General features: G+C 59.8%; 24 protein-coding genes. 6 read left to right on the forward strand and 18 right to left on the reverse strand.

Going from position 1 to position 20,297, the window contains the following annotated elements:
* Nucleotides 1-22 precede the first annotated feature (22 nt).
* The 4 genes from ftsY (at nt 23) to WC811_RS12670 (ending at nt 3,049) form a co-directional block, all read left to right on the forward strand.
* Entirely contained in the window at nt 23-1,066 is a 1,044-nt protein-coding gene (gene ftsY, locus WC811_RS12655) for a signal recognition particle-docking protein FtsY (protein WP_372645776.1), read from the forward strand.
* Between the two features lie 22 nt (nt 1,067-1,088).
* On the forward strand, nt 1,089-1,751 hold the full coding sequence (locus WC811_RS12660) for an inner membrane-spanning protein YciB (protein WP_372645041.1): 663 nt from the start codon (nt 1,089-1,091) through the stop codon (nt 1,749-1,751).
* 11 nt (nt 1,752-1,762) lie between these two features.
* The gene (locus tag WC811_RS12665) at nt 1,763-2,386 is read left to right on the forward strand and encodes a septation protein A (protein ID WP_372645043.1); all 624 of its coding nucleotides are present in this window, start codon (nt 1,763-1,765) and stop codon (nt 2,384-2,386) included.
* Nucleotides 2,387-2,659: 273 nt separating this feature from the next.
* Nucleotides 2,660-3,049 (forward strand): MarR family winged helix-turn-helix transcriptional regulator, encoded by a 390-nt coding sequence (locus WC811_RS12670; RefSeq protein WP_372645045.1) that lies wholly within the window; start codon nt 2,660-2,662, stop codon nt 3,047-3,049.
* A gap of 43 nt (nt 3,050-3,092) precedes the next feature.
* On the opposite strand, the gene WC811_RS12675 is transcribed toward WC811_RS12670, so the two are convergent.
* Entirely contained in the window at nt 3,093-4,124 is a 1,032-nt protein-coding gene (locus WC811_RS12675) for an aspartate-semialdehyde dehydrogenase (protein ID WP_372645047.1), read from the reverse strand.
* Between the two features lie 292 nt (nt 4,125-4,416).
* Between WC811_RS12675 and WC811_RS12680 the strand changes: the two genes are divergently transcribed.
* On the forward strand, nt 4,417-4,869 hold the full coding sequence (locus WC811_RS12680; RefSeq protein ID WP_372645049.1) for a hypothetical protein: 453 nt from the start codon (nt 4,417-4,419) through the stop codon (nt 4,867-4,869).
* 51 nt (nt 4,870-4,920) lie between these two features.
* Here WC811_RS12680 and leuB read toward each other — a convergent pair whose 3' ends face one another.
* The gene (gene leuB, locus WC811_RS12685; RefSeq protein ID WP_372645051.1) at nt 4,921-6,036 is read right to left on the reverse strand and encodes a 3-isopropylmalate dehydrogenase; all 1,116 of its coding nucleotides are present in this window, start codon (nt 6,034-6,036) and stop codon (nt 4,921-4,923) included.
* A 140-nt stretch (nt 6,037-6,176) separates the two neighbouring features.
* On the opposite strand from leuB, the gene WC811_RS12690 reads away from it, so the two are divergent.
* Nucleotides 6,177-7,172 carry a M23 family metallopeptidase gene (locus WC811_RS12690; RefSeq protein WP_372645053.1) on the forward strand — a complete coding sequence of 332 codons (996 nt, stop codon included), beginning with the start codon at nt 6,177-6,179 and terminating at the stop codon, nt 7,170-7,172.
* A gap of 3 nt (nt 7,173-7,175) precedes the next feature.
* Here WC811_RS12690 and WC811_RS12695 read toward each other — a convergent pair whose 3' ends face one another.
* The 16 genes from WC811_RS12695 to WC811_RS12770 form a co-directional block, all read right to left on the reverse strand.
* Entirely contained in the window at nt 7,176-7,769 is a 594-nt protein-coding gene (locus tag WC811_RS12695; RefSeq protein ID WP_372645055.1) for a DUF4337 domain-containing protein, read from the reverse strand.
* 32 nt (nt 7,770-7,801) lie between these two features.
* Nucleotides 7,802-8,476: a 2,3-bisphosphoglycerate-dependent phosphoglycerate mutase gene (locus tag WC811_RS12700; RefSeq protein ID WP_372645057.1), complete on the reverse strand. Its 675-nt coding sequence runs from the start codon at nt 8,474-8,476 to the stop codon at nt 7,802-7,804.
* Nucleotides 8,477-8,518: 42 nt separating this feature from the next.
* Entirely contained in the window at nt 8,519-9,322 is an 804-nt protein-coding gene (dapB, locus tag WC811_RS12705; RefSeq protein WP_372645059.1) for a 4-hydroxy-tetrahydrodipicolinate reductase, read from the reverse strand.
* A gap of 136 nt (nt 9,323-9,458) precedes the next feature.
* Nucleotides 9,459-9,992 (reverse strand): inorganic diphosphatase, encoded by a 534-nt coding sequence (gene ppa / locus WC811_RS12710; protein WP_372645061.1) that lies wholly within the window; start codon nt 9,990-9,992, stop codon nt 9,459-9,461.
* 143 nt (nt 9,993-10,135) lie between these two features.
* Nucleotides 10,136-10,642: an N-acetyltransferase family protein gene (locus WC811_RS12715; RefSeq protein ID WP_372645063.1), complete on the reverse strand. Its 507-nt coding sequence runs from the start codon at nt 10,640-10,642 to the stop codon at nt 10,136-10,138.
* A 158-nt stretch (nt 10,643-10,800) separates the two neighbouring features.
* Nucleotides 10,801-11,277 carry a phasin family protein gene (locus WC811_RS12720; RefSeq protein ID WP_372645066.1) on the reverse strand — a complete coding sequence of 159 codons (477 nt, stop codon included), beginning with the start codon at nt 11,275-11,277 and terminating at the stop codon, nt 10,801-10,803.
* 270 nt (nt 11,278-11,547) lie between these two features.
* Complete coding sequence (locus tag WC811_RS12725) at nt 11,548-12,843, reverse strand: ATP-dependent RecD-like DNA helicase (RefSeq protein ID WP_372645068.1); 1,296 nt, start codon at nt 12,841-12,843, stop codon at nt 11,548-11,550.
* 224 nt (nt 12,844-13,067) lie between these two features.
* On the reverse strand, nt 13,068-13,322 hold the full coding sequence (locus tag WC811_RS12730) for a hypothetical protein (protein WP_372645070.1): 255 nt from the start codon (nt 13,320-13,322) through the stop codon (nt 13,068-13,070).
* 121 nt (nt 13,323-13,443) lie between these two features.
* The gene (gene typA, locus WC811_RS12735; protein WP_372645072.1) at nt 13,444-15,282 is read right to left on the reverse strand and encodes a translational GTPase TypA; all 1,839 of its coding nucleotides are present in this window, start codon (nt 15,280-15,282) and stop codon (nt 13,444-13,446) included.
* Nucleotides 15,283-15,528: 246 nt separating this feature from the next.
* Nucleotides 15,529-16,308 carry a hypothetical protein gene (locus WC811_RS12740; RefSeq protein WP_372645075.1) on the reverse strand — a complete coding sequence of 260 codons (780 nt, stop codon included), beginning with the start codon at nt 16,306-16,308 and terminating at the stop codon, nt 15,529-15,531.
* 134 nt (nt 16,309-16,442) lie between these two features.
* Complete coding sequence (locus WC811_RS12745; RefSeq protein WP_372645077.1) at nt 16,443-17,162, reverse strand: site-2 protease family protein; 720 nt, start codon at nt 17,160-17,162, stop codon at nt 16,443-16,445.
* 67 nt (nt 17,163-17,229) lie between these two features.
* Nucleotides 17,230-17,757, reverse strand: coding sequence for a hypothetical protein (locus WC811_RS12750; protein ID WP_372645079.1), 528 nt, complete (start codon nt 17,755-17,757; stop codon nt 17,230-17,232).
* A gap of 1 nt (nt 17,758) precedes the next feature.
* Nucleotides 17,759-17,965, reverse strand: coding sequence for a molybdopterin-binding protein (locus WC811_RS12755; protein ID WP_372645081.1), 207 nt, complete (start codon nt 17,963-17,965; stop codon nt 17,759-17,761).
* Between the two features lie 11 nt (nt 17,966-17,976).
* Nucleotides 17,977-18,183 (reverse strand): hypothetical protein, encoded by a 207-nt coding sequence (locus WC811_RS12760; RefSeq protein ID WP_372645083.1) that lies wholly within the window; start codon nt 18,181-18,183, stop codon nt 17,977-17,979.
* A gap of 83 nt (nt 18,184-18,266) precedes the next feature.
* Nucleotides 18,267-19,127, reverse strand: a complete 861-nt coding sequence (aguB, locus tag WC811_RS12765) for an N-carbamoylputrescine amidase (protein WP_372645086.1) — start codon at nt 19,125-19,127, stop codon at nt 18,267-18,269.
* Entirely contained in the window at nt 19,128-20,153 is a 1,026-nt protein-coding gene (locus tag WC811_RS12770; RefSeq protein WP_372645088.1) for an agmatine deiminase family protein, read from the reverse strand.
* Between the last annotated feature and the right edge of the window lie 144 nt (nt 20,154-20,297).

A 20,297-nucleotide genomic window follows, 5' to 3' on the forward strand; every position in this document is an offset into this window, starting at 1 on the left:
GCCCAAGGAAAAAAGCAAAGGGTTGTTCGGCCGCTTGTTCAAGGGCGGCGCTGCAACGCCCGCCGCAGCAGAAGAACCGCAGGCCGAGACGAGCGTTCCTGATTCAGCGCACGTTCCTATGCCGGTCGAAGCGGCGAAAGCCGAGCCCGTCAAGCTGAGCTGGTTTCAGCGGCTGAAGTCGGGACTCGGCAAGACCTCGTCGAAGCTGACGTCGGGAATCAGCGATCTCTTTTCGAAGCGCAAGCTCGATGCCGATACGATCGATGATCTTGAAGATCTTTTGATCCAGTCCGATCTTGGTTTGGAAACCACCGGCCGCATTACGGCCGCCATCGGGAAGGGGCGATTTGAAAAAGGCATTTCCGCCGATGAGGTTCGCACGATCTTGGCCACCGAGGTCGAACGCGTGTTGGCGCCGGTCGCGAAGCCACTCGTCATCGATCCGTCGCACAAGCCGCACGTCATCATGATGGTGGGCGTTAACGGTACTGGCAAGACGACGACGATCGGTAAACTTGCGACCAAATTCAAAGCCGAAGGCAAATCGGTTTTGCTTGCGGCGGGCGATACGTTTCGCGCCGCAGCGATCGATCAATTGAAGGTTTGGGGCGAACGCGCGGGGTGTCCGGTTGTCGCGCGCGAAATTGGCGGCGATTCATCAGGGTTGGCGTTCGACGCCTTAAAAGAGGCGCAAGCATCAGGCGCGGATGTCCTTTTGCTCGATACCGCCGGACGCTTGCAAAATAAGCAGGTGTTGATGGAAGAACTCGAAAAAGTTACACGCGTTCTAAAGAAACTGGACCCGAGCGCTCCGCATGACGTCGTGCTTGTGCTCGATGCGACAACCGGCCAGAACGCCTTGCAGCAAGTCGAGGTTTTTCGTGATCGCGCCGGAGTGACAGGATTGGTCATGACGAAACTCGACGGGACGGCGCGGGGCGGTATCCTCGTCGCGATTGCAGCCAAGTTCGGGTTGCCCGTCCACGCCATCGGCATTGGGGAAGGTGCTGACGATCTGCAGCCGTTTTCCGCTGCGGATTTCGCCCACGCCATTGCCGGAATATAAAGCCGCGGAGACGGATCACGAAATGACGCAAGACATAAACATTCGCAATGCTTCGGCGACGCCAGCGCGCAAGAGCTGGTTTCCGTTCAACGCCGAGCAGGTCATCAATATTATGAGCGAGTTCGGGCCGCTGGTGACGATGTTCGTCGTCAATGCGGCTCTTGGCATCGAGGCCGGAACCTGGGCTCTGATCATCACGACGCTGATGGCGATTGGCGTGATGTTCTACATGTTTCATCGCCCTCCCATCTTTCCGTTGATCGCGTCGAGCGTGACCGTGGTTTTTGGAGTGCTGACGCTGATCACCGGCGATCCGATGTGGGTTCAGATCAAAGTCACGATCTTCAATGCGCTGTTCGCGCTGTTCCTGATCGGCGGCCTGTATGTGAAACATAATTTCTTCCAGTACGTCTTTGAGAAAACATTCCGTTATACGGATGAAGGCTGGAACAAATTCACGTGGAGCTTTGCGCTCTTCTTTATACTCACCGCCGTTGCCAACGAATACGTGCGCAGGGTCTACGTGGAAGATCATCTCTACGCGATCTTGGGCCACGAAATGAGCGGCGTGAACGTCTGGATCCTATTCAAGGTTGCCATTGTGCTGCCGGTGTCAGGCATCTACGCTTGGATACTCACGCGGTTCATGCAGAAGTATCGCCTGCCTGATCCGGTTCACGAATAAGGACCGAGACAATGTCGGAGCCGGATAAAATTACCGATGCGAGCGCGGGTCCGCAGCTCGACCGCAAGCAGATCATCAAGCTCGTCGTCGAGCTTGGGCCGCTTTTGATCTTCTTCTTCGCGAACAGCCACTATGGCATTTTCGCGGGCACGGCGGCGTTCATGGTGGCGACGGTCATCGCGCTCGTGGCGTCGCAGATCTTTCTTGGCCGCATCGCCACCATGCCGCTCGTCACCAGCGTTTTCGTTCTGATATTCGGCAGTTTGACGCTTTATCTGCAGGATGACCATTTCATCAAAATGAAGCCGACGATCGTGAACGGATTGTTCGCGGCCATTCTGCTGGGCGGACTGTACTTCGGGCGGCTGTTCCTCAAGACCGTGTTCGGCGACGTAATGCATCTGACGAGAGAAGGGTGGCGCATCCTGACGGTCCGCTGGGCAGTCTTCTTCATCGTACTCGCGGTTTTGAATGAAGTGATGTGGCGGTTATTCACCACCGACACCTGGGTGACGTTCAAAGTGTTCGGTATCATGCCGCTCACGTTCGTGTTCGCGATGGCGCAGATTGGTGTCTTGAAGAAGTACGAAGATACGACTTCCGGTAGCGCTTCGGACGTGACCGACGACATCTGAGTGCGCTGGATCGCACGCGTCATTTCACCATCCGAGATTTTGCTCGATTTCTTGAATCGCTCGGGGAATTTTCGCTGGACGCGCTGACCGCTGTCGTGTTCCTTTCGGGAACAACAATCAAACGGTTGGATTTTGCCGGCTGGTCCGAGGCCAAAGTGTTGGACGGGTCCGGCAAGATCTTTGGGGCATGGAATGGCACGAGACTCCGCAAGCAGCCGCCTCGAGCGGTCGCCTTTGCATTTGCTACACAGAGCCGGACAGTGCGCGTCCGAAATGTTTCAGACAGAACTCGGCAATGATGAGCTTACCCCTCGTCAATACGCGATCCTGCTGACGGTCGCGCAGAACGAAGGGCTCAGTCAGACGCAGCTCGTCGATCTGACCGGCATCGATCGTTCGACGCTTGCCGACGTCGTTCGCCGAATGCTCAAGAAGGGTCTGCTGCAGCGCCGCCGCACACGCGATGACGCCAGGGCTTATGCCGTCAAGCTGACGGACGAGGGCTCTCGCGTTCTAAAGACCCACGATCCGATGGCGCGCAGGGTCGACGAGCGCATTCTCTCTTCCCTTCCGGCGCAGCAGCGCGATCGTTTCCTGCAGGATCTCAATGCCATCGTGCTGGCGCTCAACAAGCTGAGAGAAAAGGAAAACGCCGGCAAGTAAGCCGCCGGCGTTCCTATTATCATCAAGCTCGAAGTGCTGAACCTCAGGCTGCTTTCTTCGGCAGCAGGCGCTGATTGACGATCGTCTCGGCGATCTGGACGGCGTTGAGAGCCGCGCCCTTCAGAAGATTGTCGGCAACGATCCACATCGCGAGACCGTTCTCGACGGTCGCGTCTTCGCGAATGCGCGATACGAAGGTCGAATATTCGCCCGCAGCCTCGACCGGTGTGATGTAACCGCCCGGCTCGCGCTTATCGATGACCATGATGCCGGGTGAAGCTCGCAGGATTTCGCGTGCTTCCTCGGGGCTGATCGGCCGCTCGAACTCGATGTTGACCGATTCCGAGTGGCTGACGAATACGGGGACGCGGACGCAGGTCGCGGTCAGCTTGATCTTGGGGTCCAAGATCTTCTTCGTCTCGGCCAACATCTTCCATTCCTCTTTCGTGTAGCCGTCTTCCATGAAGACGTCGATGTGAGGAATGCAGTTGAAAGCGATCTGCTTCGGGAACTTCTTGGCTTCGACTTCCTGGCCGGGCACGAACTTGCCCTTGGTCTGCGCCCACAGTTCGTCCATGGCATCCTTGCCGGCGCCGGAGACAGATTGATAGGTCGAGACGACGACGCGCGTGATCTTGGCCGCGTCGTGCAGCGGCTTCAGCGCGACCACGAGCTGGGCCGTCGAGCAGTTCGGATTGGCGATGATGTTTTTTTTCGTGAAGCCGCGAATCGCGTCGCCGTTCACTTCGGGCACGATCAGCGGGACGTCCTGGTCGTAGCGCCAGTATGACGAGTTATCGATGACGATAGCGCCCTTGGCACCGATGCGCGGCGACCAATCCTTCGAAACCGCCGAGCCGGCCGACATCAGGCAGAAGTCGATGTCCGAGAAATCGAACGTCTCGAGGTCACGACACTTGATGACGGAATCGCCGAAAGATACCTCGGTCCCGATCGAGCGGCGCGAGGCCAAGGCGTGCAGCTCACTGACCGGAAACTTCCGATCTGCGAGCACGTTCAGCATCTCGCGGCCTACGTTGCCGGTGGCGCCGACGATGGCGACCTTATAGCCCATGGCGGTTATGTCCTTGAAATTTCGATGGTTTGCGTCGAGTCAGAGTCTGGACGCGGCGCGTGTTCTTTGGTGGTTCACATACGCGGCTCGGGCTCGATTTTCAAGGACCGTCAAGGCCGTTGCCGCCGGACCCGCCGACCGCGTTTGTTCCATGCGATGTTAATCTCATTTTGGTAACAGAATTTGACGCCGACACCGGCGCTCGACGCGGCTCGACGGCCGCGAAGGCGACATCTTATTTCGCGACAAGCGGCGAGTATTCCGCCGCAGACGCAGGACAGACGAGGCCACCGTGCATCTCTCTCGAACATTGATGGCTGTTGCAGCCGGAGCGCTGATGCTTTCCGCACCGGGACTCGCGTCGCGCTCGTCCGCCATTTCGGCGTGGCTGAACGATTCTGAGCTGCAACGGTTTTCCAACGCAACGATCGACGGGCGCTACGCCAACAGCAAGCCGTTTACCGAAAGCTACGGCAGCGACGGCCGCCTCCACTACGTCGAGCGAGGCATGACGCTCGGCGGGCACTGGTCGATCACGCAGGGCACGCTCTGCACGATCTACGATCTCGACGAGACGGGCGGATGTTATCGCGTCATGCGCGTCGATACGAACTGCTACGAGTTTTATTTCGTGTCGCGCACGGAAGAAGCCGCTCCCGGTCCGAATGACGGCAAGCCGCGCTGGACCGCACGCGGCGCAATCCAAGGACAGGCGAGCGCTTGCAAGGACTCGCCGAGCGTTTAATTGCGCTTGGCGACTCTCCTTCGTCGAGCCGGCCGCCAAGCGCGACTATAATTAAGCCGTAAGAGCCTTGAACTCGGCTTCGATGGCCTTGCCCATTTCGCTGGTGCCGACCTTGGTCATGCCGGGCTGCATGATGTCGCCGGTGCGCAGGCCCTTATCGAGAACGTTGGCGATGGCTTTTTCGACGAGATCGGCTTCCTTGCCGAGGTCGAAGGAATAGCGCAGTGCCATCGCGAACGAGGCGATCGTCGCGATCGGATTGGCGAGGCCCTGGCCGGCGATGTCGGGGGCTGAGCCGTGGACTGGCTCATAAAGCGCCTTACGCAGGCCGGTCTTCGCATCGGGTGCGCCGAGGGATGCCGACGGCAACATGCCGAGCGATCCCGTCGCCATTGAGGCTTCGTCGGACAGCACGTCGCCGAAGAGATTGTCGGTGACGATGACGTCGAACTGCTTCGGATTGCGGATCAGCTGCATCGCGCAATTGTCGGCCAGGATGTGTTCGAGCTTTACGTCGGGTGCGTAGGACTTATGAACTTCGGTCGTCACCTGCTTCCAGAGCACGCCCGACCGCATGACGTTGTGTTTCTCGGCCGAGTGGACGAGATTCCGGCGTTTGCGGGCGAGATCGAATGCGACCTTGGTGATGCGCTCGATTTCGCTTGTTGTGTAAACCTGCGTATCGACTGCGCGGCGCTCTCCGTTTTCGAGCGTCACGATTTCCTTTGGCTCGCCGAAGTAGACGCCGCCCGTCAGCTCGCGCACGATCATGATGTCGAGGCCTTCGACCAGCTCACGCTTCAGGCTCGAAGCATCGGCGAGGGCCGGATAGCAGATGGCGGGGCGCAGGTTGGCGAAAAGATCTAGGTCTTTGCGCAGGCGCAGCAGCCCGGCTTCCGGCCGGTGCTGATAGGGAACGTCCGCCCATTTCGGGCCGCCAACGGCGCCAAAAATTATGGCGTCGGCTTTCCGCGCCTTGGCCATTGCTTCGTCGGTGATTGCGACGCCGTGGGCGTCATAGGCGGCGCCGCCGACAAGATCGTGTTCGACGACAAAGTTGACGGCCTTGCTCTTGGCGTTGAAGAACGCGATGAGCCGTTCAACCTCCGCCATCGTTTCGACGCCGATACCGTCGCCGGGAAGGAGCAGGAGGGTGTGCGTCGTCATCGGTTAACAATCCTTGGCCAACTCAAAATGGAATTCGGTCGGGGAGTGCTAGCGTTTGAGCAGGCGCCGGGCAAGCACTCGGCTGTTAAAAACGGCACTTTGGCGCAGAGGGTTCTATGCAACCGAGACGGCGTTGGTCCGTGTTTCTGTCTTTGGCGGCCATTCTCGGGCCTTTCTTGGCCTCAGTCGCGCCTGCGGACGACCGTCCGCAGCTATCGCTGCCGATTGCCTGCCAGCCGCACAAGACCTGCTTCATCCAGACCTATGTCGACGTCGATCCGGGTAAGGGTGTTAAGGATTACATGTGCGGGGGCGCGACTTACGACCAGCACAGCGGCGTCGATTTCCGGCTGCTGTCCGCGGCGGCGGCCACGAAGACACCGTTCCCCGTGCTGGCGTCGGCCGATGGCGCGGTGAAGGCTGCGCGCGACGGCGTGGAGGATGTTTTCTTTAAGGCCGCCAAGCGCCAGGACGTTGCGGGGCGCGAGTGCGGTAATGGCGTCATCCTGGACCACGGCAACGGCTGGGAGACCCAATACTGCCATCTGCGCAAGGGCAGCGTTCGGGTGCAGAAAGGCCAATCGGTCAAGCGCGGCGAGCAACTTGGCGAAGCCGGGTTCTCGGGCATGGCGGGCTTCGCGCAGGTGCATTTGAGTGTTCGCCACAACGGCAAGCTCATCGATCCGTTTCTGCCGGATGCCATCGATGGCGCGTGCGATCCGAATGCGCGGGGGCCAGGGATGTGGGAACCGGCGGCAGCCGCAGCCTTTCCCTACAAGAACGGTGAGACGATCGCCGCCGCGTTCGCCGGCGACGCTCCGAACGCCGACGCGCTGGAGCTCGACGACGGAAATTTCGTACCGCTCAGCCCAACGTCGCCAGGGTTCGTTCTCTTTGGGCGCTTCATCAATCTCAAGAAGGGCGACCGCGTCAACTTTACGGCGCTCGGACCTTCGGGGGAGCTGTTCGATGAAAGCACGGCGGCCCTCGAACGTGACAAGGCGACGTTCGTGGCGTTCATCGGCAAGCGGCGGGGAAAAGACCCCTGGCCCAAAGGCCGCTACGACGGGCGTGTCGCGCTTATTCGCGACGGCGGTATCATCGCGACGAATGTCGTTTCGTTCGAGATCAAGTGAGGACTACGAGAGAAAGCCCGGGAGCGGAAACGCGAGCGTGAAGCCGCCGAACGTCAGGATGACGCCGAGGCCGCCGAGCATGAAGCTGACGTAGAGAAGCATGTTGCCGCCGGAAATGAGAGCTACCGACGCCAGCACGATCGCGATCTGCAGAAGCGCCTGGCCGTAGTCGAAATAGGGGTTTTGCTTCAAAGCTTCGTCTCTGGTCGCTTCGAGCGCCTTGCCCTTGGTGAAAAGTTCGTCGAGACCTTCGCCGCTTTTCGGATCGCTGGTCAGCAGTTTGTCCTGGACTTTGTAGTCGGCGATTTTCGCTTCGATGATCGTCTTTGCGTCGTCCGGCATGGTCGGCGACATCTTGAGCATGATTTCGAATTCTTCGGCGTGCAGGCGCAAAGCCTGGCGGCGCGCGTTCTTGGCCTGGAAAAACGACCAGACGTTGGACGCCGCGATATTTTCCTGAAGGGCATTCTGTTGCGCGTTGCTGCCGCCGAGGCTGCATATAGCCAGAATGACGGCGAGAATGCCGATATAAATGCCGATCAGCTTATCGCGCGGTTTCGTGTGTTCGCCTTCGAGGCCGAGTTCTTCAAGAGCCATCAGACACCCCCCCCGGGCTGATCAGTCCGCGATCAGACGATACGATCCTCGGGCGGCGCCGCGAGTGATCGCGCTGGAAGCAGGTCCTTGCGGTCGATGGCGCGCCCATCCGCTCCGAGCCGGTACAGAATGGGAGCGCCGGTGGCAAGCTCTCGTTCGAGGATCTCGTCGGCGGTGAGGTTTTCGAGGATCATCACGAGAGAGCGCAGCGAGTTGCCGTGCGCGACGATGATGACGTTTTTGCTCGCCGTAATCTGCGGCCAGATCGCCTTGTCGTAATAGGGGCGTACGCGCGCGAGCGTATCTTTCAGGCTTTCGCCATCGGGCGGGGCAATGTCGTAGGACCGGCGCCAGGTCTGCACCTGGGCTTCGCCCCATTTCTTGCGGGCTTCATCTTTGTTGAGGCCTGACAGCGCGCCGTAGTTGCGCTCATTCAAAGCGGCATCGCGGATGATCGGCACGTCGGGCTCGTTGATCTCGGCCAGGATGATGTCGAGCGTGTGCTGCGCGCGCTTCAGAGCGCTCGTGAACGCGATGTCGAACTTGACGCGATGGTCGCGGATCATTCGGCCCGCGACACGCGCTTCGATAACGCCTTTCTCGGTCAGGTCGGGATTGCGCCAGCCGGTGAAGAGATTGAGCCTGTTCCACTCACTCTCGCCGTGCCGCACGAGCACCAGGATGTTATCCGTCAGGGCGTCTGTCATATCTTCGTCTAGGAGACTCCGGCTGCGGTTTCGGCAATCTTCTTAGTGCGAAATACCTAATACGTTGGTCATATCGTAAAGACCTGGGACACGGTCTTTTGTCCAAAGCGCGGCTTTGACCGCGCCGCGCGCAAAAATTCCCCGGTCGGTCGCGGTGTGGGTTAACTCGATCCGTTCCCCCTCGCCCGCGAAAATTACGGTGTGCTCGCCGACGACGGAGCCGCCGCGCAGCGTTGCGAAACCGATATCGCCCCGGCGGCGTGGCCCGGTAACGCCGTCGCGAACACGCACGGAATGCGCGTCGAGATCAAGACCGCGGCCCGAAGCGGCCGCCTCGCCGAGCATCAAGGCCGTGCCTGAAGGGGCGTCGACCTTCATGCGGTGATGCATTTCAACAATTTCGATATCGAAGTCGTTCCCGAGGGCGGCCGCAGCCTGACGCGTCAGCGCCATCAAGAGGTTGACGCCGAGGCTCATGTTGCCGGCCTTGACGATCGCCGTCTTTTTGGCGGCTTCCACGATCGCGGCGTCGGAGGCGGGATCGAAACCGGTGGTGCCGATGATGGCGGCCGTTCGCGAATTGGCCGCGAGGCGTGCGAATTCGACGCTTGCCTTCGGGACAGTGAAATCAACGATCGCGTCGGCGGCGGCAATGACGTCGGCGGCGTCACTGCTGACGACGATGCCGATGGGCTCGAGGCCAGCAAGAACGCCAATATCTTTTCCCACAACGGGGGAGCCAACCATTTCGGTCGCGCCGCTAATCGTGCAATCGGGCTCAGCCACGATCGCGCGTATCAGTTCGCGGCCCATTCGGCCGGCCGCGCCCATAACGGCGATCTTCATGCTATCTCCGGTCGGCTCGATGGTTGCCATTCGGCGGGCCGATATAGCAACGCCGTTACGCGAGCGTAAAGAGGAGCCGCACGAATTTCGCGGTCAGGGCGGGCTAAACGTCGTGTTTGTTGACGATCGTTAAAGATCACGCCGGCGTCTTGGCGCGCGCCAGCGCCTTGACGATCAGATCACGGGCTTCGTCGACGTGGCCCCAGTGGTCGATCTTGACCCATTTGCCCGGCTCAAGATCTTTATAGTGCGCGAAGAAGTGCTCGATCTGCTCGACCGAGATCTTCGGGAGATCGGTATAGGTCTTGACCGCTTCATAGCGCTTGGTGAGCTTGTTCGACGGCACCGCAATGATCTTTTCATCACCGCCGCCATCGTCTTCCATCACCAAGACGCCGACGGGGCGGCAGTTGATGACGGCGCCGGGAATGATCGCGCGCGTATTGCAGACGAGCACGTCGATGGGGTCGCCATCGGATGAGAGTGTATGGGGAACAAAGCCGTAGTTTCCGGGATAGCGCATCGGCGTGTAGAGGAAACGGTCGACGAAAAGGGCGCCGGAGGCCTTATCCATTTCGTATTTGATCGGCTCACCACCGACCGGGACTTCGATCACGACGTTGATATCGTCGGGCGGGTTTTTACCGGGCAGAATCGCGTCGAGACGCATCGGAATTGACCTCAAGATTAAGCGGTTCTTTTGGGCGTCACACTTGCCGGGAAAGCGCCAGTCGCACAACCGTTCATACGTCGCACGTCGACGCAAAAAATAGGAAACAGCGTAATCAGAGGAATGTCAGGGAAATCTCGAATTTACCACTCGAAGGCGATGCGCGTGTTCATACCTTTACCAAAGCGGACGCAGGACCGGCGCGTCGGGCGGCCGCCGCAGCGCATATAAAAGGTGTGCGCCTTATCGTTGCCTTCGAGGGCCCAAACGATCAAGCGTTCGAGGTCCAGGGCATCTAGGGTGGCGCGGCAGGCTTCGAATAGATGCTCTCCCATGCCGAGACCTTGGTAAACGGGGGTGAGATAAAGCTCGTAGATTTCGCCGACGTCGCGGCCGCCGCCTCGGGCTCTGCCGCACGTGGCGTAACCGGCGATCGTCTCGCCGTGTTGGACGACCAAAAGATTTCGTTCGGCAGCGATGGCGCGGCGCCACCATGTGGCGTCCCGGCGCAAAATTTCGCGTTCGAGATGAAGAGCCGGAAGAATGCCCGTATAGGCGAGCCGCCAGGAATCACGGAAAATCTCGGCGAGCGCGGTGGCGTCGGGAGGACGGGCGTTGCGGACAGAAAGCTCAAGGCTCTTGTTCAGCATGGACACACTCTAACCCCAAGCCGGGGAAAAGGCATCAAGACTCAACTGCCATCATGAAAATAAAAAGGACGCGGAGACCATGCTCCGCGCCCGATATTTAAAAGGTAGTGCCCCACTCGACGATTGCTCAGCGCAATGCATCGCAAAACGCATCGGAGTTAGCCGACGTTCTTGAACTGCTCGAACGATTTTGTCGTTGCGGAGCCGACCGTCTCGAGCGCCTGCTTCGTGACCTTGCTCGAAAGTTCGAAGAGTTCCTTCGACTGAGAGCCAGCGATGGCAAACTGCTGCTGGAAGTAGTTGGCCTGGAGGCGGGCGATTTCCGGGAAGGTGCGGGCGCGTGCCATTGCCTGGGCGGCTTCGAAAGCTGCTTCGGTGTTGGCGAGCGTGTTGGCGACGATCTTCTCGCCGATCGACTTAGCGCCGGCCTGCGTCGTCAGCATCACTTCCTCAGCGACCTTGGCGTTGTCTTTCGCGTAGGCGGCGAGCTTGTGGTAGGCGTCGCGTGATTTTGCGATGGCGTCTTCGGCGAACGCCGAGATGTTCTCCGGAACCTTCGCGTCTTTGCCGGCCGTGAACATTTCCTGAGCTTGCTTGGTGAAATCCTGGACTTGACGTGTGAAAGCGTCGGTCATTGGGGTCACTCCTAAATGAGCAATATCGCTAAATGGGGTCTTCTAAATGCTATGTCTGGCGCCCGACGGCGAAACCATTGGTGAATATATATGCAGACTTATTGTGCGTTGCAACAAGATTTTGCGGCGCGCCTCGAAAATCGGGATGTCAGACTCTCAAATCGCGTCCTTATGCCCTAAATATGTCAGTACACTGACCCATGCGGGCAGGTATTTCCTATCCATTTGTTCGCACTTGCGAAATGAAATTTTTCTCTGCCAGTTTACTAATCAAAGTTTCGAGAAAACATCGCGATAGCCGATCGCGCTAGGATCGAACATTATGTCGCGGCGGGTGAGGGGGCGAGCGAGCGCCAGGCCCTCGAGCGTGCGGCAGCGCGAAAGTGCGACGTAGGTTTGGCCGTGTGCGAACGTGCCGGACCCAAGGTCGATATACACCTTGTCGAGGGTTAAGCCCTGGGCCTTGTGGATCGTCAGCGCCCAGGCGAGCCGCAGCGGAAATTGCTTGAACGTACCGGCGACGGTCTCGACAATTTTGTCTTGCGACTGATCGAAAGCGTAGCGGCGGTGCTCCCAGGCGACCTGCTCGACCTCATATTCCTTGCCCGAGACTTCGACGAAGACCTGCTTCTCGGTCAGCCGGGACACCCGGGCGATGGTGCCGTTGACCCACCGCCTGTCGGGATCGTTCCGCAGCATCATGACTTTGGCGCCGGGCTTCAAGTCGAGCGCGGTTTCAGCAGGCTGTACGTTGGCCGCGAAATCTCCGGTGATGTTGGCATCGAAGCGATTGCCCCGCCCGGGAAGCGCTTCGAGATAAGCGGTGTTGATGCGTTTCGCGGCGGCATTCGTCGTCGTCAGGATAACGAACGACTCGCCCTCGGACAGCGTGCGGATCGGGCTGACGCGCTTGTTGATGAAGTGCAGGTCGTCGTCGCTGACGTTACCCTCGCGGACGGCGTTGAGCACGCGAATGAGGGCGTCGTCGGTCTGGCGGAAAATCTGGTCGAGTTCGAGAAGTGCGGTGCCGCTGCCTTCGCGAAGTGCGGGAATCGAGAAGAAGAACGGGCTGCCGTGCTCGTCCGTGAGATGGGCCAGGACTTCGCGTTCCTGGATCACCGGCGGCAACTGATGCAAATCCGCAAACAGCAGAAGACGCGCGCCGCCGAAGGGTTCGCGGGGGCGGCCACGATTGACGCGGAGCGATCTATCGATCGCCCACATCATATCGGATCGCACCATCGAGGCTTCGTCGATGACGACGAACTCAAGTTGCCTCATCACGCGGCCGTTGCGGCTGCGGCGGATATCGTTCTCTTGGATGAGGCGCGGCGGAAAGCCGAAGAACGAATGGATGGTCTGGCCGCCGATGTTGATCGCGGCGAGGCCGGTCGGGGCCAAGACGACCATGCGATCTTCGTAGGCGTCACGCAGGGCTTTGAGCAGCGTCGACTTGCCGGTTCCGGCGCGGCCGGTGACGAAGAGATTGCCGGTTTCTTCCGCCATGAAGGCCGCGGCGCGCTCGAATGCGGGCGTCGGCCTTATACCGTCCGGCCAAGTGATCACGAGCATCCCCGCGCGCCGAGGAGGACATCAACCAATATTAAAGCTTGGAGCATTCTCAGCGTGTTCCGCCCGGGGCCTTGATGCACGATGAGACGAGGCCTTTAGCAAGAGAAACCAAAGGCTGATTGGGAAGTCAAATTGTTGGGACGCTTTAAAACGAGGACGGGCAATAAAATGCGGACGGCTCCTTGAAGCCGCCCGCGAAATGGAATTTGCCGGGGAGATCAGTCGGCGCTCATGTTGATCAACTTGAAGTCCTTGTCGAACTTCAGGTCGTAGGCGCCGTTTTTGCACTTGGCGTCGTCGAGCTCGAAGACGCCGGTGCCTTCGGTTTCCTTTTCCCACTTGCCGCCTTCGCAGCCCAATGCGGTTGCTGCGGCCGTTGCGCCCTTCATTTCTTCTTCGCTAAGCGGGGTATCAGCGAACGCCGGCATGGACATCGCGAACACGGCACCAACTGCGATGGCGAAACGTTTCATCAGGTCTCTCTCCTATGATTTGGTCTATCACCCATGCGTTATTTGGGCGGCAGACTCCCCAGAACAACCCGGGAATTTTTCCCAGGAGCCTGGAATCACAGGGAAATGAACTCCCGTTACCTCAAGCGGCGCCGCTCGCGCGGTCTGCATCGCTCCGGCGGCTCTGGCGCTTGCGCTCGTTCGGATCGAGCCAACGCTTGCGCAGGCGGATGTTCTTCGGCGTCACTTCCACCAGCTCTTCGTCAGTGATGTAGCTCATCGCCTTTTCGAGCGTGAGGCGCATCGGCGGCGTCAGAAGCACGGCTTCGTCCTTGCCGGAGGCGCGGACGTTCGTCAGCTTCTTGCCCTTGACGACGTTCACTTCGAGGTCGTTCTCGCGCGAGTGCTCGCCGACGATCATGCCCTCGTAGACGCGGTCTTGCGGATTGACCATGAAAGGTCCGCGATCCTGCAAGTTGAAGATGGCGTAGGCCACGGCTTCGCCCGGGCTGTTGGAGATCAGAACGCCGGTGCGGCGTCCGGTGATCTCGCCCTTGAAGGGCTTATAGTCATGAAACAGCTTGTTCATGATGCCGGTGCCGCGAGTGTCGGACAGCAGCTCCGCCTGATAGCCGAGCAAGCCGCGCGTCGGGACGTGAAATACCATGCGCGTGCGTCCGCCGCCCGATGGGCGCATTTCGAGCAGATCGCCCTTGCGCTCGGAGAGCTTCTGGACGACGACGCCGGTGTAGTTGTCGTCGACGTCAACGATGACTTCTTCGATCGGCTCCAATCGCTCGCCGGTTTCGGGATCGGTCTTGATCACGACTTTCGGGCGAGAGACGGTCAGCTCGAAGCCTTCGCGGCGCATGTTTTCGATCAGGATCGCGAGCTGAAGCTCGCCGCGGCCCGAGACTGTGAAGCTGTCCTTATCTTCATTTTCTTCGATACGGATCGCGATGTTGCGCTCGGCTTCCTTGAGAAGACGGTCGCGGATGACGCGGCTTTGGACCTTGTCGCCTTCCTGACCCGCAAACGGACCGTCGTTGATGCGGAACGTCATCGACAGCGTCGGCGGATCGACGGGCTGGGCCGGAAGCGGCTCCGTCACGGAGGGGTCGGCCAGCGTATCGGCGACGTTGGCTTCGCTCATGCCTGCAAGGGCGATGATGTCGCCAGCGCCGGCGGACTCGACCGGTGTGCGCTCAAGGCCGTGAAACGCGAGAACTTTCTGGACACGGAAGTTCTCGATGACTTTGCCTTCGCGATCGAGCGCCCTGAGCGCCTGGTTCGGCTTGACCGTACCGGACGTGACGCGGCCCGTCAGGATGCGGCCGAGGAACGGATCGGCGTCGAGCGTCGTCGCGAGCATGCGGAACGGACCGTCGTCGACGGCCGGCGGCGGCACATGCTCAAGGATCAGGTCGAACATCGGCGCCAGGTTTTCAGCGGGACCCGACGGATCGCGCGCCATCCAGCCGTTGCGGCCGGAGCCGTAAAGCACGGGAAAGTCGAGCTGCTCGTCGGTTGCGTCGAGGTTGGCAAAGAGGTCGAAGACTTCGTTCAGGACGTCGAGATGACGCTCGTCCGGGCGATCGATCTTGTTGATCGCGACGATGGGGCGGAGGCCGCGCTTCAGCGCCTTCGAGACGACGAATTTCGTCTGCGGCAGCGGGCCTTCCGAAGCGTCGACCAGAACGACGACGCCATCGACCATGTTCAGGATGCGCTCAACCTCGCCGCCGAAGTCGGCGTGGCCTGGCGTATCGACGATATTGATGTGCGTGCCCTTCCACTCGACGCTGGTGCACTTCGCGAGAATTGTGATGCCGCGCTCACGTTCAAGGTCGTTGGAATCCATGGCGCGCTCCGCAACCTTCTGGTTTTCGCGGAAGGAGCCGGATTGCTTCAGAAGCTCGTCGACCAGTGTCGTTTTGCCATGGTCGACGTGCGCGATGATCGCGATGTTGCGAAGGGCCATTTGAAACCTGAAGTTATGGGAAGCGCCACGGGCATTGCCACAGCGGCGCAATATCGGCTCGCACCTAGCATGACGGCATGGCAGAGGGCTAGGGCGGCTCGCATTATGTAGGGTGCGGCTTAACAGTCAAACAGGGGTGCAGCATCATAATTTGGCACGGAATTTGTTCTGTGGGGCAATTTCGGGGCCAACCTGCAAGATCTTGTCTCGTCAGGCGCATCGCCAACTTGCGTAGGGTTTTCGCGATCAGCGGCTCGGCATTTCGGTCGCCGGGACTTTGTTCTCTTCGTCATCGCGGAGCTTTGTCAAAAAGGCGTCAATATCGGGACGGGGCGAGGGGGCACGATCCAGCCTTTTGCGTTGATGCTCTTCCGTCACGCGGGCCGAGACGGCGGCGCCAGGAGTCTTGAGGCGGCGGCCTCCCGCGATCAGCAGGGGATGCTGCGGCTCCTCAAGGTCGAGTTCCTCCAAGAAGGTCTCGCGAAGCGCGTTGAACGCCTGAAGGATCGCGTCGCGCGCGAGGGCCTTCTTCTCGCTCGTGATTTCAGTCTCGACGCGCGGGTCGAGCGTTTGCAAGGCGCGGCGCATGTCATGGATCGGCGCGTAAGGGTAAAGACCGACAAGGCCCTCGGTTTCACCGGCGTTGCGGTAGACGATGCGCATCGTGTCGATGGTTTCGCTCACCTTGTAATAAGCGGCGAGGTAGTCGTCGGTCGCGAGGTAGGGTTTTTCGCAGGTCGAGAGCAGCACGGATTTGGTGCGCACGATATTGCGCCATTCTTCTTCCAGGCTTTCAACGAAGTTCGAGCGCTTCTGATAAATATTGGAAATATACGCGACGCCGCCGGTCGCGATCAGCAGGGACATGTCGCGCATGAATTCATAGACGTTATTGGCGGCCGAGATCACGAACGGCGGCATGCCCGGAACGTCATTGGCGAATTTCGACGCGAGCAGCAGAAGCAAGACGATTCCCAGCAGCCAATAGAGCCGCGAGAGTGTGCGATCGACGGAGGCGCGGGTCATTACGGTTTCCAGCGAAGGCGTTTGTGTGTCCGCCAGATATGCATTGAGAAACGCCGGATTTGCAATTGCCGCGCTCGTTTTTGATTCGTCGCATTCTCTAAGACGAACCGGTGCTCACTTCAGGGGAAAATGCTCTAGCGGTCTTCCGCAGCAACGGGCTGTTTCAGGATCGCCCAGTTCATGATGGCGATCTGCGCGCCGATCAAAAGCAGTACGACGCTCGACTTGAAGCCGGCGAAGGCGCTCCAGAGGCCGACGATAACGCCGAGCGCGGCAATGGCGCGGATGGCGATCGCGCGGGGCATCGCAGCGCTCAGCATGTCGCGATAGATCCGGCCGCCGTCGAGCGGAAATGCCGGAAGCAGATTGAAGACCAGCATCGCCAGATTGATGCGCGCCAGCATGAACGTGGCGTAGATGGCCCACGGGTTGTTCGTGAGCCAGGGCTCGGGGTCGATCGGCCCGAAGTTTCCTGTGATGCCGACCTCGGGTTGGCCGAGGGCGTACCAGCACGCGAGAAAGATAAGACCATTGGTCAGCGGTCCGGCGAACAGGATCAGGATGTTCGCCATCGTCGATGGCGCTGCCTGGAGCATCCGAGCGTAGCCGTAAAAGCCGCCGACCAGGATTTCGCCGACCGGCACCTCGAAGAGGCGAGCGATCGTCGCGTGCCCGAGTTCGTGCAGCAGCACGGACAGGAAAACGCCCGCGATCAGGATCGCGAACGTGCCCGGCGATCGCTGCAACACGGAAAACAGAAAGATCGGCACCAGAATGAACGTGATGTCGACCTTGATCGGAATGCCGCCGAGACGGAAGAGTTCGAGCCGCGGTGTGTCTGCGAGGAAATTCATGATGGGCGCCAAATGCCGGATCCGACGATCTTCAGATGCTCATCGGCCGGACTTAAGTCAACACGATCTAGTCGGCTTGGCGGATCGCGAACTTGATCGCGTCTTTCTTGATGTTGCTGAACTCGACGGTGAAAGGCCCGGGATCCAGGTTGAAGCGAATGGTCTTGCGGACCCCATCGCAATCGGATTTGCCGCTGTGGGCCGTCGACTTCAACGCTTTGCCGTCTTGAATGACGTCAACCCAGCCGGCGGTTTCCATCGTTACCTGATAAGAACCGGGGGCGCTGCTCGGGCCCTCGAATTCGACGACGCCGCCGTAGACGTCGCCCGCCGGTTTCAGTTTGCCGGTCGGCGGAACGGGAAACGTCACAGCGCTCATCGGTTCAAGCGACAGAGCCATGGCTTTCGCGGGCGGTGACGGAAGCTTCGCACCGGATTTGACCGCTTGGATATCGGCCGCCTTGATCCATTGCAGCTCGGTCGCGATCGACCAGGCGAAGCTTTTGCAACCGCCGGTCTCGGCAGCGAATGCGGGGAGAGTGAAGGCCAGCGCCGCTGCGGCAGCCAGCATCGGAAGAGCATGCGATTGTTTCATGTCAGTCGACCGCAACCATCACGTCAGAAGCCTTGATCACTGCCGAGGCCGACATGCCCTTTACGAGTCCCAGGTCATCGACTGCTTCGTTGGTGATTGAAGCCGTGACGATCGTGCCGCCGACATCCAGACGCACGTGCGCGGTCGTTGCGCCTTTGATGACTTCGACGATCTTGCCCTTGAGCACGTTTCTCGCGCTAATTTTCATGATGGCCCTTTCTAGAAGCGGGCCCTCAGGTTAGCAAAGAATTGTCGGCCTGGCTCGAAAAAGCCTTCGGCGACGGCATAATTTTCGTCGAGCAGGTTCGTGCCGCCGATCGCGAATGTCGTATTGCTATTGAACGCATATTTGGCCTGGAAATTCACAAGTGCGTAAGCGCCGATGTCGACGTAATTGGGCAGTATCGTAAGGATTCGAATTCGCATTCGGCTCTGAAGCAACAAAACGCACATCTTCGCTTGCGGCTCGTTATGGAGCGCACTGCTTTCGGCAACGATTTGCGTCGATGCTAGACGATACTTTTGGCGTAGAGGTCGGTGCGGCGATCGCGGAAAAATCCCCAATCGGCGCGATAGCTCCCGATCAAATCGAGATCGAAGGTATGGACCAGCACGCCTTCATCCTCGGCGTTGAACTTTTGTACAAGCTCGCCACGATGATCGCTGATGAAGGAGTGACCGTAGAATTGCTGCTTCACGCCATCGTTGTCTTCGAGGCCGATGCGATTGGCGGAAACGATCGGCACGGCGTTCGCGACCGCGTGGCCCTGCATGACGCGCTGCCACTGCAAGTGCGTGTCAAGGCTCGCGTCGTAAGGTTCCGAGCCGATTGCGGTCGGATAGAACAGGACCTCGGCGCCTTGGAGCATCATGGCTCGCGCGGTTTCCGGATACCACTGATCCCAGCAGATGCCGACGCCGATGCGGCCGTGCTTCGTGCTCCAGGTCTTGAAGCCGGTATCGCCGGGGCGGAAGTAATACTTCTCCTGATAGCCCGGCCCGTCAGGGATGTGGCTCTTGCGGTAGACACCAAGGATTTCACCGTCGGCGTCGGCAATGGCAACGCTATTGTAATAGCGCGGGCCATCCTTTTCGAAGAAGGAGATCGGGATCACGACGTTCAGAGACTTCGCGAGCTTGCGCAGCGCGATCACGCACGGATGCTCCATCACGGGATGCGCGGTCTCGAACCACTTCGGATCCTGACGCGTGCAGAAGTAGATGCCTTCGAACAGCTCGGATGGCAGGATGATTTCAGCGCCGCGTCCGGCAGCCTCGCGCACGAACATTTCGGTCTTCGCGATATTGGTTTCGATATCGCTGCCATACGAGGTCTGAATGGTGCCGACCGTGATCGAGCGTCGCGGCATCTAGAGAGGCTCCTGTTGCGTGATGCAGTGGAAGGATCCGCCGCCGGCTTCGCCGCAGCCAAGAAGGCCGCGCGAGGATACGCCGACGACTGCACGAGTTGGAAAAACGGCCTGCAGCGCTTGCAGCGCGTCGGCCTCGGTAGCAGTTCCATAAATCGGCACGACGACAACGTCGTTCGCGATCAGGAAATTCATATGGGAAGCGGGTGAGATTTCCCCAAGGGCATTGCGATAGAGACCGACACCGGGAATGCGGACGACGTCGAGCGCGCGGCCTTTCGCGTCGGTCGCCTTTTCGAGCGTTGCCGCAATGGCGTTCAGCGTCCCGGCGTTGGGATCGTCCGGACCTGCCGGTGCCTGGCAGACAACGCGTCCCGGCGCGACAAAGCGGGCGATGTTATCGACGTGGCCATCGGTGTGATCGTTCTTCAGGCCTTCGTCGATCCAGATGACCTTCTTCGTGCCGAAGGCTTCGGCGAGCGATTTCTCGGCGGCTTCTTTAGTCCAGCCGTTGCGGTTGGGGTTGAGCAGTGTCTGCTGCGTGGCGAGGATCGTGCCTTCGCCATCGTGATCGACCGCGCCGCCTTCGAGCACGAAATCGAAGCGGCGCACGGCCGTGCGCGAAATGCGTGCGACGTCATCGCCGACGGTCGCGTCGTCGGGCAGATCGTATTTGCCGCCCCAGCTGTTGGTCTTGAAGCGGAGGGCGACGTTGCCGTTTCCGGCATGCGCGTAAATGGGGCCGGTGTCGCGCAGCCAGATGTCACCGTATTTCGCCGGGATGAGTTCGGCGATGTCGCGGAGCGCGGCGGTGGCAGAGGCTTTGGCTTCGTCGCCGTTAACGAGAAGACGGACGTGATTGCCGGCGATGGTCAATGCCCGGATGAGCGCGGCCACGTCGCGGCGCGGCGTTTCGAGATCGCCGTTCCATTCGTCCGGATCGGCGGGCCACGCAGTCCAGATGGCTTTCTGAGGCGCCCATTCAGCGGGCGTCACTACCGGCAGGCCGTCCGCCACGACTGTCATAATTTCGTTCCTCGTCGATTCTTGCTTGGAATGCACGGGCTCTTGGAGCACGCGATGTCGTGGATAGCGCTCCCGGCGTCAAGACCCGAGACGCGGCGGACGCGAAAATCCTATTTCGGAAGAGCGTCTATTTACCAACGGCTC

This window comes from Hyphomicrobium sp., assembly GCF_041659645.1.
Classification (GTDB): domain Bacteria; phylum Pseudomonadota; class Alphaproteobacteria; order Rhizobiales; family Hyphomicrobiaceae; genus Hyphomicrobium_B.

Coding starts and splice junctions, on each gene's coding strand:
- WC811_RS12660 (WP_372645041.1), top strand. CDS start 1,089: ATGACGCAAGACATAAACATTCGCAATGCTTCGGCGACGCCAGCGCGC.
- WC811_RS12665 (WP_372645043.1), top strand. CDS start 1,763: ATGTCGGAGCCGGATAAAATTACCGATGCGAGCGCGGGTCCGCAGCTC.
- WC811_RS12670 (WP_372645045.1), top strand. CDS start 2,660: ATGTTTCAGACAGAACTCGGCAATGATGAGCTTACCCCTCGTCAATAC.
- WC811_RS12675 (WP_372645047.1), bottom strand. CDS start 4,124: ATGGGCTATAAGGTCGCCATCGTCGGCGCCACCGGCAACGTAGGCCGC.
- leuB (WP_372645051.1), bottom strand. CDS start 6,036: ATGACGACGCACACCCTCCTGCTCCTTCCCGGCGACGGTATCGGCGTC.
- WC811_RS12695 (WP_372645055.1), bottom strand. CDS start 7,769: ATGGCTCTTGAAGAACTCGGCCTCGAAGGCGAACACACGAAACCGCGC.
- WC811_RS12700 (WP_372645057.1), bottom strand. CDS start 8,476: ATGACAGACGCCCTGACGGATAACATCCTGGTGCTCGTGCGGCACGGC.
- dapB (WP_372645059.1), bottom strand. CDS start 9,322: ATGAAGATCGCCGTTATGGGCGCGGCCGGCCGAATGGGCCGCGAACTG.
- ppa (WP_372645061.1), bottom strand. CDS start 9,992: ATGCGTCTCGACGCGATTCTGCCCGGTAAAAACCCGCCCGACGATATC.
- WC811_RS12715 (WP_372645063.1), bottom strand. CDS start 10,642: ATGCTGAACAAGAGCCTTGAGCTTTCTGTCCGCAACGCCCGTCCTCCC.
- WC811_RS12720 (WP_372645066.1), bottom strand. CDS start 11,277: ATGACCGACGCTTTCACACGTCAAGTCCAGGATTTCACCAAGCAAGCT.
- WC811_RS12730 (WP_372645070.1), bottom strand. CDS start 13,322: ATGAAACGTTTCGCCATCGCAGTTGGTGCCGTGTTCGCGATGTCCATG.
- typA (WP_372645072.1), bottom strand. CDS start 15,282: ATGGCCCTTCGCAACATCGCGATCATCGCGCACGTCGACCATGGCAAA.
- WC811_RS12740 (WP_372645075.1), bottom strand. CDS start 16,308: ATGACCCGCGCCTCCGTCGATCGCACACTCTCGCGGCTCTATTGGCTG.
- WC811_RS12745 (WP_372645077.1), bottom strand. CDS start 17,162: ATGAATTTCCTCGCAGACACACCGCGGCTCGAACTCTTCCGTCTCGGC.
- WC811_RS12750 (WP_372645079.1), bottom strand. CDS start 17,757: ATGAAACAATCGCATGCTCTTCCGATGCTGGCTGCCGCAGCGGCGCTG.
- WC811_RS12755 (WP_372645081.1), bottom strand. CDS start 17,965: ATGAAAATTAGCGCGAGAAACGTGCTCAAGGGCAAGATCGTCGAAGTC.
- WC811_RS12760 (WP_372645083.1), bottom strand. CDS start 18,183: ATGCGAATTCGAATCCTTACGATACTGCCCAATTACGTCGACATCGGC.
- aguB (WP_372645086.1), bottom strand. CDS start 19,127: ATGCCGCGACGCTCGATCACGGTCGGCACCATTCAGACCTCGTATGGC.
- WC811_RS12770 (WP_372645088.1), bottom strand. CDS start 20,153: ATGACAGTCGTGGCGGACGGCCTGCCGGTAGTGACGCCCGCTGAATGG.